Annotated in this window: 10 protein-coding genes; 7 read left to right on the top strand and 3 right to left on the bottom strand. The window is 71.4% G+C overall.

Annotation, left to right across the window (positions count from 1 at the left end; translation table 11 throughout):
• Positions 1 to 65 precede the first annotated feature (65 nt).
• Both ACZ6TD_RS09165 and ACZ6TD_RS09160 read left to right on the top strand, forming a co-directional pair.
• On the top strand, positions 66 to 1,409 hold the full coding sequence (locus tag ACZ6TD_RS09165) for an MFS transporter (RefSeq protein WP_471352422.1): 1,344 nt from the start codon (positions 66 to 68) through the stop codon (positions 1,407 to 1,409).
• A 54-nt stretch (positions 1,410 to 1,463) separates the two neighbouring features.
• Positions 1,464 to 2,507, top strand: a complete 1,044-nt coding sequence (locus tag ACZ6TD_RS09160) for an LLM class flavin-dependent oxidoreductase (RefSeq protein WP_471352420.1) — start codon at positions 1,464 to 1,466, stop codon at positions 2,505 to 2,507.
• Here the strand turns inward: ACZ6TD_RS09160 and ACZ6TD_RS09155 are convergent.
• Entirely contained in the window at positions 2,497 to 2,793 is a 297-nt protein-coding gene (locus tag ACZ6TD_RS09155) for a DNA gyrase inhibitor YacG (protein ID WP_471352418.1), read from the bottom strand. The genes ACZ6TD_RS09160 and ACZ6TD_RS09155 overlap by 11 nt on opposite strands.
• A 213-nt stretch (positions 2,794 to 3,006) precedes the next feature.
• On the opposite strand from ACZ6TD_RS09155, the gene ACZ6TD_RS09150 reads away from it, so the two are divergent.
• Both ACZ6TD_RS09150 and ACZ6TD_RS09145 read left to right on the top strand, forming a co-directional pair.
• Positions 3,007 to 3,609, top strand: a complete 603-nt coding sequence (locus ACZ6TD_RS09150; RefSeq protein ID WP_471352416.1) for an LmbU family transcriptional regulator — start codon at positions 3,007 to 3,009, stop codon at positions 3,607 to 3,609.
• A gap of 541 nt (positions 3,610 to 4,150) precedes the next feature.
• Entirely contained in the window at positions 4,151 to 5,116 is a 966-nt protein-coding gene (locus tag ACZ6TD_RS09145; RefSeq protein WP_471352414.1) for a ParB/RepB/Spo0J family partition protein, read from the top strand.
• A gap of 830 nt (positions 5,117 to 5,946) precedes the next feature.
• Here ACZ6TD_RS09145 and ACZ6TD_RS09140 read toward each other — a convergent pair.
• Together ACZ6TD_RS09140 and hppD are read right to left on the bottom strand one after the other, a co-directional pair.
• Positions 5,947 to 7,146, bottom strand: a complete 1,200-nt coding sequence (locus ACZ6TD_RS09140) for an alpha-hydroxy acid oxidase (protein ID WP_471352412.1) — start codon at positions 7,144 to 7,146, stop codon at positions 5,947 to 5,949.
• A complete protein-coding gene (gene hppD / locus ACZ6TD_RS09135; protein ID WP_471352410.1) occupies positions 7,130 to 8,272 on the bottom strand; it encodes a 4-hydroxyphenylpyruvate dioxygenase in 1,143 nt (380 codons plus the stop codon). Before hppD ends, ACZ6TD_RS09140 begins: the two co-directional genes overlap by 17 nt.
• Before the next feature lie 190 nt (positions 8,273 to 8,462).
• Between hppD and ACZ6TD_RS09130 the strand changes: the two genes are divergently transcribed.
• The 3 genes from ACZ6TD_RS09130 (at position 8,463) to dpgA (ending at position 12,456) form a co-directional block, all read left to right on the top strand.
• Positions 8,463 to 9,656 (top strand): prephenate dehydrogenase, encoded by a 1,194-nt coding sequence (locus ACZ6TD_RS09130; protein WP_471352408.1) that lies wholly within the window; start codon positions 8,463 to 8,465, stop codon positions 9,654 to 9,656.
• A 234-nt stretch (positions 9,657 to 9,890) separates the two neighbouring features.
• Positions 9,891 to 11,303: an aminotransferase-like domain-containing protein gene (locus tag ACZ6TD_RS09125; RefSeq protein WP_471352406.1), complete on the top strand. Its 1,413-nt coding sequence runs from the start codon at positions 9,891 to 9,893 to the stop codon at positions 11,301 to 11,303.
• 79 nt (positions 11,304 to 11,382) lie between these two features.
• The gene (dpgA, locus tag ACZ6TD_RS09120) at positions 11,383 to 12,456 is read left to right on the top strand and encodes a 3,5-dihydroxyphenylacetyl-CoA synthase DpgA (RefSeq protein ID WP_471352405.1); all 1,074 of its coding nucleotides are present in this window, start codon (positions 11,383 to 11,385) and stop codon (positions 12,454 to 12,456) included.
• Positions 12,457 to 12,470: the final 14 nt, after the last annotated feature.

Raw genomic sequence — 12,470 nt, 5'->3', positions numbered from 1 at the left:
ACGCCGCAGGCGTCCCGCGGCTTCCCCGTCCCCCATGGACCGTCCCTGAAGGACAAAGGACCCTCATGACAGCAACCGATGTTCGTGAACCCGGCCGGGACCAGGGCACCCGAGCGCTGGTCGCCGGCTGGATCGGCACCACGGTCGAGTACTACGACTTCTCCATCTACGGACTGGCCTCGTCCGTGGTGTTCGCCAAGCTCTTCTTCCCCACCTCGGACCCGGTGACGGGCACGCTGCTCTCGCTGTCGACCTTCGCCATCGGCTTCCTGGCCCGGCCGATCGGCGCGGTGGTGTTCGGCCACTTCGGCGACCGCCTGGGCCGGAAGTCCACGCTGGTGGCCACGTTGGGGCTGATGGGCATCGCCACCTTCGCGGTGGGCCTGCTGCCCACCTACCACCAGGTGGGGATCGCGGCGCCGATCCTGCTGATCGTCGCCAGGCTCGCCCAGGGGTTCTCCGTGGGTGGCGAATACGGCGGGGCGGTCCTGATGACCATCGAACACGCGGAGCGCGGGAAACGTGGCTTCCGGGGTTCGCTGATCAACACCGGAACCTCGGCCGGGCTGCTCCTGGCCAACCTCGTCTTCCTCGGGGTACTCCAACTCCCGGACGACCAGTTGCACTCATGGGGCTGGCGGATTCCGTTCCTGCTGAGCGCGGTGCTCGTCGGCGTGGGTCTGTTCGTGCGGCTCGGCCTCGCGGAGAGCCCCGAGTTCGAAGCGGTCAAGGCGCGGAACGCGGTGGACCGGCTGCCCGTGGTCGAGGTGTTCCGCGAGTGCGGCGGGCGGGTTGTGCTGATGGCCGCCGGGATTCTGAGCGCGGGGGTGGCCTTCACACTGGCGACCGTCTACAGCCTGGAATACGCCCGGACCGGGCTGCACCTGGACAAGGACACCATGATCGCCGTGCTGCTGCCGGCCACGCTCGTCATCATCGTCTGCGTGCCGCTCGCCGGGAAGCTGGCGGACCGGTTCGGAAACCGCACCGTCTTCCTCGCCGGGGCGGCCTCGCTGATCGTGCTGCCGTTCGCCTGGCTCGCGCTGCTCCAGACGCGGCAGTACGGGCTGATGCTGCTGGGCTTCACGCTGCTGTTCATCGGCTACTCCGTCAACTACGGCGTGGTCCCCGCGTACTTCTCGCAGGTCTTCCCGGCGCGGCTGAGGTTCACCGGCATGTCGATCGGCTTCACCTTCGGACTGATCGCCGGGAACGCGTTCTCGCCCGACATCGCCACCTATCTGCTGCACACCACCGGCGGGTGGGTGGGCATCGCGGTGTACATGGCGGCGATGTCGGTCGTCTCGGTGGTGGCCGGCCTGTTCCTGCGGGAGGTCGACGACACCACCGAGCCGCCCCGCGGCCCGGCTCCGCACGTGGCCGACAGCGACACCGCGCAGGTGCGCTGACCGCCGTACGACACGCCGTACCAAGCACTCACACCAAGCCCTCAGGAGGAGACCGTGAACGAGCAGAGCGGGATACGCGTCGGCGTCCGCATACCGCCGTGCGACCGGGTGGACCGGCTGGCCGGGACCGCCCGGCGGGCGGAGGAACTGGGCTTCGACCAGGTGTGGTTCCCCGACTCCCAGTTGCTGTGGCGGGATGTGTTCACGGCCCTGACCGCCGCCGCGCTGGGTACGGAACGGATCGGTCTGGGCAGCGCGGTCACCAACCTCGTCACCCGGCACCCGGCCGTCGTCGCCTCGGCCGCGCGCAGCGTCGCCGAGCTGGCCCCCGGCCGGTTCACCCTCGGCCTCGGCGTGGGCAACAGCTCGGTCGGCCCCATCGGCCTGCGCTCCAGTACGGGGGCCGAGTTGCGCGCCGGGATCGCCACGCTGCGGGCGCTGCTCCAGGGGCAGGAGTGGGACTTCCACGGCGTACGGTCCCGGCTCCGGGACCCGGATCCGGACGTACCGCTCCACGTGGCCGCCAGCGGTCCCCGGAACCTGCGGCTCGCCGGGGAGATCGCCGATGGTGTCATCCTGCTCAGCGGTGTCTCGCGGACGACGCTCGCCAGTGCCACCGCCCGGGTGCGGGAGGGCGCCGAGGCCGCGGGGCGCACCGCGGAGGCGATTCCGCTGACGGTCTCGGCGTTCTGCGCGGTGACCGACGACGTGGAGGCCGAAGCCCGGCTGCTCAAGCCGATCTGTGCGTCGATCGCCCAGAACGGCGGCGCGCCCTTCCTCGCCCTGGCCGGGATCGAACTGGACGTCCCGACGCGGGTGGAGGGGGTCTATCCGGACCTCGTACACGCCGAGGACTGGGACGCGGCCGTCGAGATCTGCTCGGCGTGGGTGAGCGACGAGGCGGCCCTGCGTTTCGCCCAGGAGTTCTGCCTCTTCGGAACCGCCAAGGAGATCGCCGAACGGCTCACCGCGCTGCACGCCGACGGGGTGACCGATGTGTTCCTCCAGCACGTCGGTTCCTACGACCCGCCCACCGAGCTGATCGAACGCGTCGGTTCCGCGGTGCTGCCCGCCCTGCGGCCGGACGTCAGCCGGTGAGCGTGCCGGAGCCGGAACCGCCGTCGGCCGCGACGATCAGATTGAGCACGGTGATGTGCTGACCGCAGTTCGGGCACTCGTGGCCGGTGCTGAGCGGGGGCACCGGCACCGGCACCGGCTGCCGGTGGTGCGTCCGGTCCGTGGTGTCCGCGGCGGCCGCGCCACGGCGGTGGGCCCGCCACCACCGGGTCTTGCATCTGGAGCCGCAGAACCTGCGCGTCGGGTTCCTGCTGGTCCAGGTGAACTCGGCGCCGCATTCGGCACACCGCCGGGCTGCGGTGTCCATGTAGCCTCCTCTGTCGGCTCGCGGTGAGACTGATTCCGCATCCATGCGCCCAGTAGATCGGTGCATGGGTTTCGGCACCGTAACGCCCTCGGTTGCTCACGCGTCATGCGCTTCTCGGCCGGTGCGAACCGGCCAGGTGCGATGAAACCTCGCCGAAACCCCCCGCTGTGGAGGATGAGCCCGCCGAAGACGAGGGCAGGTGAGGTGCGCACGATGTCCATCCCCGCGAACGGGCGGACGACCACCCGGCGAACGGGATTGTCACTCCCTCCCGATCTGCCGCTGTCCGAGTGGCGCCACCTCGGCCAGCAGATCCACGTCATCGCCGACTCCTCCGCGTGGTGGCTGGGCGATTGGCTCGTCTTCGGTCAGCAGCACTACCCCGACCGCTACCGCCAGGCGCTGAAGCAGACCTCGCTCGACTATCAGACGCTCCGCAACTACGCGTGGGTGGCACGCAAGTTCGAGCCGGACAGGCGGCGGGGCAAGCTGAGCTTTCAGCACCACGCGGAAGTGGCGGCCCTCCCCGAGGCCGAGCAGGAGGAGTGGCTGACCCGGGCCGAGGAGGGCGGCTGGACCCGCAATGCGTTACGCCGGCACATACGGATGCGGCGCCAGTCCCCGGAAGCCATACGGGACTCGGGGGTCGTTCAGGTGAGCGTGGTAGCCGAGCGCAGAATCCGCTGGGAGCGGGCGGCGGAGATGGCCGGGCTCGGGCTTATGGAGTGGATCACCCAGATGCTGGACGAGGCGGCCGACGACCCGGTCCCGCGCATTCCCGGCCCCGCCGCCGACCCGCCTGCCCTGGGGGCGTAAACAGCGCTCCGTAGAACCTCTAGCCAATGCTTTCCGTCCCGCCGGCGGGACGACGGCATGGATTCCGGAGCGGCATTCCCGTGATTCTCCCGATTCGGCGTTCGCTCATGCCCCGTGAAAGCATTTCATGCGCGCTCCAGGGCTCCCGGAAAGAACGCGAAGGCCAGGTGGGCGGCTAAAACGGAGCTGCATTCGCCTGCATTCGCCTCATGTGGCGCGCCTCGTCCCGCTGGTATCAGCAAGCACGTTCAGGACGCCATCGCTTCCGCTGGTGATCGCCCTATCCGAAACCATGAGTTCTAGTTGCGTAACCCCGGCGCGCCGCGCGCGGATACGGGGTGTCAAACCGCCTGACCGCTGTTAGAGTCTGCGTCGAAAGATTGAACGGCCTTTCGCGTTTTCGCGAAGTGGAGCAACGGGGGGTGGTCGATATTGATCGGCCACGATCGGCGATCTTCGAAGTGGTGTCCAACGCGTGCCTGCCACCCCCCGGATAGAAATTCCTTTCGAGGCGAGCTCGCCTTGGAGCGGGGGGTTGGCGATGTTCGATCAGCAACTTGAGGAAGTGGTCGTCGAAGTCGACATCGCGTCGATTTCGACGGCGGAATCACCGCGGAGTTCAGGGGAGGACCCGGAGCACATCCAAGCGCTGGCGGAGACGGAAGTCACGTTACCGCCCATCATCGTTCACCGGTCCACGATGCGGGTGGTCGACGGCGCCCACCGGCTGCGGGCCGCGGAGCTCCGCGGCGACGAGAAGATCAAGGTCACGTTCTTCGACGGCAGCAAGGCCGACGCGTTCGTCCTGGCCGTCGGCTCGAACATCACCCATGGCCTGCCGCTGTCGATGGCGGACCGGAAGTCCGCGGCCGCGCGCATCATCGTGTCGCATCCCCAGTGGTCGGACCGCATGATCGCGTCGGTCTCGGGCATCTCGGCGGGCACCGTCGCGGAGATCCGGCGGCGGACGTCGGCCGAGGACGCGGCCAGTGGCAGCCGTATCGGCCAGGACGGCCGGGTCCGTCCCATCAACAGCGCCGCGGGACGCGAACTGGCGAGCAGGCTGATCACGGCGAACCCGGGTCTGTCGCTGCGCCAGATCGCCCGGGCCGCGGGGATCTCCCCGGAGACCGCACGGGACGTCAGGAACCGTATGAGCAGGGGCGAGGACCCGTTGCCGAAGTCGCGCGGCGCGGCGAAGGCCGGGGGCCGGCGGACCGAGGCGCTGAGCCGGTCCACGGCGGGCGCGGCCACCGCCGAGGTGGTCCCGATGGCCGACCGCCTCGCGGCCGTGCACCGCCTCACCTCGGACCCCGCCCTGCGGTTCAACGAAACGGGGCGCAGGCTGCTCAGGCTACTCAACATCAACATGCTCAGCACGGAGGAATGGCAGGAAATCATCGCCAACGTGCCGCCGCACTGCAGCGGCATCGTGGCCAGCCTCGCCCGTGAATGTGCGGGGATGTGGGACGAGATCGCGGTCCGGGTGGACCTCCAGCTCGCCTAGGGGTGTCCGGCGGATCGTGCCGCCTGCGGCGGGCTGCTCCCCTCCCCGCCCCTTCCCGAAACCGGGGCTCCGCCCCAGACCCCGGACCGGGGCTCCGCCCCAGACCCCGGACCGGGGCTCCGCCCCAGACCCCGGACCGGGGCTCCGCCCCAGACCCCGGACCGGGGCTCTGCCTCAGATCGCGAAACCGGGGCGCTGCCCCAGATCCTGGTCCTGGGCGCTGCCCCAGGCCCCGGGCCGGGGCTTCGCCTCAGATCCCGGTCCGGAGCGCTGCCTCAGGCCCCGGAGCGGGGCGCTGCCCCAGACCCCGAAACCAGGGCTCCGCCCCAGATGGCGGTCCCGGTCCGGGGCTCTGCCCCAGATCCCGAAACTGGGCTTCGCCCCAGAGCCTGGAGCGGGGCTCTGTCCCAGATCCCAGACCGGGGCTCTGTCCCAAACTCCGGACCGCGGCTTCGCCCCAGGCCCGGGGCTCTGTCCCAGACTCCGGACCGCGGCTTCGCCCCAGGCCCCGAAACTGGGGTTTCGCCTCAGACTCCGGACGGGGCTCTGCGCCATACCCCGGGGCGGGGCTCTGCCCCATACCGCGGGGCCGGGGCTCGGTCCCTTCCCGCGGTAGCGAGATGCGGCTCCGCCGCGTGGCGGGCTCCGCTGCAGGCGCCGGGGTCCAGGGGCGGAGCCCTTGGTAACGGGAAGGGGCGGGGAGGGGAAAGGTCCCCCGGACACCCCGTAGTCCGGATACCCCACCGGGCCCGTCCAACCAGCGGGAATCTCTGGTTGGACAGCTCCGGCCGAACCCATACGTCGACACCGCGATCCGGCGGCGGCCGCGCTCACCGTACGGTGCGCAGGCTCCGGGCCTCGGTGACATCGGCGCAGCCTGCCAGCCCCAGGGACGTGCGCAGTTCGGCGGCCAGCAGCTCGAACACCCGCCGCACACCCGTCTCACCGGCCGCGGCCAGACCCCAGATCACCGGCCGCCCCACCAGCACCCCGGCCGCGCCGAGGGCCAGGGCCCTGAGGATGTCCGTACCGCTGCGGACACCGCCGTCGAGCAGCAGCTCGCAGCGGCCGCCGAGCACGGGCGCCAGCTCGGCCAGCGCGTCCAGGCTCGGCACGGCGCCGTCGAGCTGACGGCCGCCGTGGTTGGAGACCACCAGTGCGTCGACCCCGGACTCGGTGGCGCGCAGCGCGTCCTCCGGCGCCAGGATGCCCTTGAGCACCAGCGGCAGCCGCGTGTGCTCCCGCAGCCGGTCCACCGTGGCCCAGGTCAGCGCCGGGGAGAACGCCTCGCTGGTGTGCGCGGCCACGGCCGAGGCACCGGCGGGCCGGATGTGCGCAGTCCCGCCCGCTTCGATGTTGACGGCCCGCACCTCGGCCGGGAGCGTGAACCGATTGCGGATGTCCCGCAGCCGGCGGCCCATCCACGGCACGTCCACGGTGAGCACGAGCGCCTCGCAGCCCGCGTCCTCCGCCCGGCGGGCGAGCTCCAGCGTCCGGGCGCCGTCGCGCAGCCAGTACAGCTGGAACCAGACCGCCCCGCCGACCGCGGTGATGTGCTCGACCGGAACGCTGCTCAGTGTGGAGACCGCGAACGGCACCCCCGCGGCCTTCGCGGCCCGGGCAGTGGCCAGTTCACCGTCCTCGCTCACCAGCCGGTGATACGCCACCGGTGCCACCGCCAGCGGCAGCGCCGCCGGGCGGCCGAGCAGCGTGGCGTCCGTCGTGCACCGCGAGACGTCCCGCAGCACCCGGGGCACGAGGAAGGTGCGGTCGAACGCCGCGCGGTTGGCGGCCAGCGTCAGCTCGTCACCGCTGCCGCCCGCCACGAAGTCCCGGACGTCGGGCGGCAGGACGGCAGCGGCGGCGCGCTCGAGGTCGGCCAGGCATTCGGCGTCCGTCGGGCACTCGGCGTCCGCCAGGCGCTCGGCGTCCGCCCGGCGCTCGGTGTTCGTCGGGCACTCGGCGTCGGCCGCGGCGTCAGCATCTGCCCCGGCCGCACCGCGAACGGTGCGGTCAGCGCCGGAAGTCACGCTGGCCGGTCCTCTCCAACTCCACGGCCTCGTACAGCGCCTTGATGTTCGCGCTGCCGAAGGTCTGGGCGCCCTGCCGCTCGATGACCTCGTAGAAGAGGGTATGCCGCGGGTGGGTGGAGGCCGTGAAGATCTGGAACAGCTGCCCGTCGTGGTCCTCGTCCGCGAGCACCCCGGTGGCGCGCAGATCGGCCAGGCGCCGCGGGCTGAGGTCGATCCGCTCACCCAGCAGGTCGTAGTACGCGTCGGGCGTGGTGAGGAAGGTGACGCCGCGGTCGGACAGGGCGCGCACGGAGCCGACGGCGTCGTGGGAGGAGAAGGCCAGGTGCTGCACGCCCGAGCCCTGGTGGCTCTTCAGGAACTCGTCGATCTGCCCCGGCAGGGCCGTGTCGTCGGGCTCGATGAGCGTGAGGGTGACGGTGCCGGACGGGCTCTGCACGACCTTCGAGTGCATCGCCTGGGCGCCGACGACGATGTGCTCCGCGAAGACGTCACGGAAGCCCAGCGCCCGCTGGTAGTAGGCGACGGCCGGGCCGAGGCCGCCGCTGCCGAGACAGACCGCGATGTGGTCGATGTCGAGCAGGCCCACCTCCTCGGCCAGACCCATCTCCCCGGCCAGACCCACCTCGGCGCCCGGCCCGTCGAGCCGCTCCTGACTGTCCGTCGGCACGAAACCCGCGGGCAGCCCGGGGCCCGCGCCCGGCGCGCGCTGGACCAGGGTGTGGACCACGTCCCCGAAGCCGTGCACCGCGGCGGTGACGGACGGGCCGCCACCGGTGTGCCGGGCCGGTTGCCGGTGGACACCGGCGCCGTTCGCCACCGCCGTCTCGAAGGCCGCCCGTACATCGGCGGTGCGCAGCGCGATGTCCGCCACGCCGTCGCCGTGACCGAGCACGTACGCCGAGGCGGGGTGGCGGTCGGAGGTCGCCTGGGTGAGCACCAGCGTGATCCCCCCGTGCCGCAGCGCCAGGCTGCGGTGGTCCGCGGAACCGCCGCTGCCGACGATGTCGAACGCATACCGGTCGACCCACTGGAACGCGCTCGAATCCAGGTTCTCCACATACAACTCGACGTAGTCGATGGCGAGATCCGCGAGCGGCTCCGCGGCTTTCGATGAATTCCTCATGTTGGCCCCCCAGATGCGGAAGAAAACCGAGCCCGCAGAACTTTAGGCGGGCGTGCGCGCGTCCAGCCATCGGCGTCATTCCGGCAATTAACGGAACTCGTGGACGCCGGGCCTTTTCCATAAGCTGTGCCGTGTTTTGTGTTTCCGGGTCGCGGTCCTCTTGGACGGGTGATGTCTTGTGATGCGCACGATGGCTGTCATCGGCACCGGCCTCATCGGTACGTCGGTCGCGCTCGCCGCCACCGGGCAGGGCGTGTCGGTGTATCTCTCCGACCGGAGCCGGGCCGCCGCCAGGACCGCCGCCGCACTCGGCGCGGGCCGGGCGGAGGACCCGCCGGAGCCGGTCGACCTGGCCGTGCTCGCGGTGCCGCCGAGCCGGATCGCCGAGGTGCTCATCACGGCCCAGGAACGCGGTCTGGCCCGCGCCTACACCGATGTGGCGAGCGTGAAGGACGGCCCGGAGCGGGCCGTGCTCGCCCGCGCCCCCGAGCCCTCCCGCTACGTCGGCGGCCATCCGCTGGCCGGACGGGAGCGGTCGGGGCCGCTGGCGGCGCGGGCCGAGCTGTTCCGGGGCCGCCCCTGGGCGTTGACGCCGCACCGGCTGACCTCGCGTGCCGCCCTCGACCGGGGCCTGGAGCTGGCCGAGTTGTGCGGCGCCGCCCCGGTGGTCATGCGCAGCCGGGAGCATGACGAGGTGGTGGCGCTGACCTCGCACGTTCCGCATCTGCTGGCCAGCGTGATGGCGGCCCGGCTGCGCGACGGCCCGGCCGGGGTGCCGCTGCTGGCCGGGCAGGGGCTGCGCGATGTGACCCGGATCGCCGCCGGGGACCCCCGGCTGTGGAGCGACATCCTGCGGTCCAACGCGGCCGCCATGGCCGGGGTGGTGAAGGAGCTACGGGCGGATCTGGCCCGGGTGGCGGCGGCGCTCGACGTGCTCGCCGAGGAAGACGTGCTCGCCGAGGAAGACGTACTCGCGGAGGACGATGTGTTCGCCGAGGGAGACGTATTAGCCGTGCAAGATGTACTCGCCGAGGGCGACGACGGAGGCCATGACCAGGGCGTACGGACCCTGGAAGATCTGCTGTCCCGGGGCGTCGCCGGGCTCGCGGGGCTGCCGCGCCCTGGTGCCGGTCCGCCCGCGGCCGAGGCGGGCTTACGGATCCTGGTCCCCGACCGCCCGGGAGAGCTGGCCCGGCTGCTGGGCGCCGTCGCGGCGCTCGGCATCGCGGTGGACGACGTCGCCGTGGAGGCCGTGGAGGCCGCGGAGGAGAGCGGGCTGCGGGTGCGCGTGCCCGTTCCCACGGCCGACGCCGAGCGGATCGGTGCCAAGCTGGGCGCCGATGGATGGGAGCGGGCACCGGCTGAATCGGTGCCCGCGGGATAGCGCTCCACAAGGCCGCCGACAAGCCCGTCCAAGCGCGCGGTTCGCGCAATTGGACGCGTTGTCGAAAGGCCGACGGGCGTGTGATGCTGAAGCATCCGAGTCGCTCACATTCAGCCGCGCTCGTTCAGCCACACTCGTTCAGCCACTCTCGTTGATCCGCTCCCATGGAAGTCGCATTCATTCAAGCCGCTCTCATGCGAGCCGCCCTCATTCATTTGCCGCCCGGGGGAATTCATGGCAGGAACCACCGTCGCCGCGCAGATCCGTCCACGGGACCATCTGGACATGGCAGAGCTGCACGGCAGCGTTTCCGAGCCGGTGCTGGACACGATGAACTTCCTCAATGAGGTGACCCATCGCTATCCGGACGCGATTTCCTTCGCCCCGGGCCGGCCGTACGACGGCTTCTTCGACACCGAGCAGGTCTTCACCCACATCCGCCGCTACCTGGACCACCTGGCGGAGCAGGGGAGTTCACCGGCCGACATCCGCACCGCGCTGTACCAGTACGGGCCGACCGCCGGACAGATCCGCCAGATCATCGCCGACTCGCTCCGCGCGGACGAGGACACCGAGGTGCCGCCCGAGTCCATCGTGGTGACCGTCGGAGCCCAGGAGGCCATGCTGCTGGTGCTGCGCGCGCTCATCGCCGGTCCCGACGACGTCCTGCTGGTCTCCAGCCCCTGCTATGTGGGGATCACCGGCGCGGCCCGGCTGCTGGACGTGGCCGTGCGCCCGGTGGAGGAGCGCGAGGACGGGTTCCACGCCGCCGATCTGGAGGCCGCGGTGGTGGCGGAGCGGGCGCGCGGCCGCCGCCCCCGCGCGTTCTACGTGGTGCCCGACCACTCCAACCCGTCCGGGAACACGATGGGGCCGAAGGCCCGGGAGGAGCTGCTGGAGCTCGCCGAGCGCCATGACTTCCTGGTGCTGGAGGACAGCCCGTACCGGCAGGTGAGCCCCGGCACCCCGCTGCCGACGCTGAAGTCCCGGGACCGGGCCCGCCGCGTGGTGCACCTGGGCTCATACTCCAAGACGGTCTTCCCCGGCGCCCGGGTCGGGTTCGTCGTGGCCGACCAGCGGGTCCGGGACGGCGCGGGCGGTGAGCGGCTGCTGGCCGACGAACTCGCCAAGATCAAGAGCATGGTGACGGTCAACACCTCGTCGCTGAGCCAGGCCGCCGTGGCGGGCGCGCTGCTCGGCGCCCGGGGCCGGCTGTCGGAGCTGAACGCCGAGGCCGCCGCATACTACGGCGAGGCGATGCGGGAGATGCTGCGGCGGCTGGACGCCCGGCTGCCCGCCGCCCGCCGGGAGGCGCTCGGGGTGCGCTGGAACGAGCCCAGCGGCGGCTTCTTCCTCACCATGCGGGTCCCGTTCCGGGTGGACAACACCGTACTGACCACATCCGCACAGGACTTCGGCGTGATCTGGACGCCGATGGCGCACTTCTACCCCGGCACCGGCGGCCACCACGGCATCCGGCTGTCCATCAGCTATCTGACGCCCGCCGAGATCGACGAGGGCACGGCGAGGCTCGCGCGCTTCATCGAGGCGCACAGCGCGTCGCACAGCGCGCCGCAGGGCGCGTCACACAGCGCGCCGCATAACGCGTCACACAGCGCGTCGCACAGCACCAGCGGATCCCAGTGAGAAAGGGGAGGCACGTGTCCGGACTGAGTCGCAGTCGCCGGCCCCGGAGCAAGCCGCGTATGTGGGGGTGGACCTTCCGATGATCCTGGCAGCCGAATCACGGCCCCGCGCCCTCGGCGTGGGGACGGCGGTGACATCCACGTCGTACACCCAGCAGGAGGTGCTCGACGCCTTCGGGATCACCGACCCCAAGATCCGTTCGGTCTTCCTCAACAGCGCCATCGACCGCCGCCACCTGACACTCCCGCCGCCGGACGGCAAGGGCGGCCGCGTCCCCGAACCGCAGGGCGACCTGCTCGACAAGCACAAGGCCAAGGCCATCGAGATGGGCGCCGAGGCGCTGCGCGCCTGCCTCAAGCGGGCGGGTGCCGAGCTGGCCGAGCTGCGCCACCTGTGCTGTGTGACCTCCACCGGACTGCTCACCCCGGGGCTGAGCGCCCTGCTCATCAAGGAGCTCGGCATCGACCGGCACTGCGGCCGCTCCGACATCGTGGGCATGGGCTGCAACGCCGGGCTGAACGCCCTGGGCGTGGTCGCGGGCTGGGCCGCCGCCCACCCCGGCGAACTCGCCGTCGTGCTCTGCGCCGAAGCCTGCTCCGCCGCGTACGCGATCGACTCCACGATGCGCACCGCCGTCGTCAACAGCCTCTTCGGCGACGGCGCGAGCGCGATCGCGCTCCGCTCAGGACCGGACGGCGTGGCCGGCCCCGAGGGGCCGCGGATCCTCAAGTTCGCGAGCTGCGTCATCCCGGACGCCTCCGACGCCATGCGCTACGACTGGGACCGCGAGCAGGGCCGCTTCAGCTTCTACCTGGATCCGCAGATCCCCTATGTGGTCGGCGCCCACGCCGAACTGGTCGTGGACCGGCTGCTGGCGGACACCGGGCTGCGCCGCAGCGACATCTCCCACTGGCTGGTGCACTCGGGCGGCAAGAAGGTCATCGACGCCGTCGTCGTCAACCTGGGGCTCACCCGGTACGACGTCCGGCACACCGTCGGTGTGCTGCGCGACTACGGCAACGTGTCCAGCGGCTCGTTCCTGTTCTCCTACGAACGGCTCCTGGACGAGGGGGTCGCCAAACCGGGTGAGTACGGCGTGCTGATGACCATGGGGCCCGGCTCCACGATCGAGACGGCGCTGGTCCAGTGGTGAGCGCGGGGGGTGTC

It is taken from the genome of Streptomyces yongxingensis, from assembly GCF_055597465.1.
This window is presented reverse-complemented; position numbering and strand designations above follow the sequence as displayed.

Excerpts from the sequence above, each read along its gene's own strand:
- ACZ6TD_RS09165 (WP_471352422.1), top strand. The coding sequence starts at position 66 with ATGACAGCAACCGATGTTCGTGAACCCGGCCGGGACCAGGGCACCCGA.
- ACZ6TD_RS09155 (WP_471352418.1), bottom strand. The coding sequence starts at position 2,793 with ATGGACACCGCAGCCCGGCGGTGTGCCGAATGCGGCGCCGAGTTCACC.
- ACZ6TD_RS09150 (WP_471352416.1), top strand. The coding sequence starts at position 3,007 with ATGTCCATCCCCGCGAACGGGCGGACGACCACCCGGCGAACGGGATTG.
- ACZ6TD_RS09145 (WP_471352414.1), top strand. The coding sequence starts at position 4,151 with ATGTTCGATCAGCAACTTGAGGAAGTGGTCGTCGAAGTCGACATCGCG.
- hppD (WP_471352410.1), bottom strand. The coding sequence starts at position 8,272 with ATGAGGAATTCATCGAAAGCCGCGGAGCCGCTCGCGGATCTCGCCATC.
- ACZ6TD_RS09130 (WP_471352408.1), top strand. The coding sequence starts at position 8,463 with ATGGCTGTCATCGGCACCGGCCTCATCGGTACGTCGGTCGCGCTCGCC.
- ACZ6TD_RS09125 (WP_471352406.1), top strand. The coding sequence starts at position 9,891 with ATGGCAGGAACCACCGTCGCCGCGCAGATCCGTCCACGGGACCATCTG.
- dpgA (WP_471352405.1), top strand. The coding sequence starts at position 11,383 with ATGATCCTGGCAGCCGAATCACGGCCCCGCGCCCTCGGCGTGGGGACG.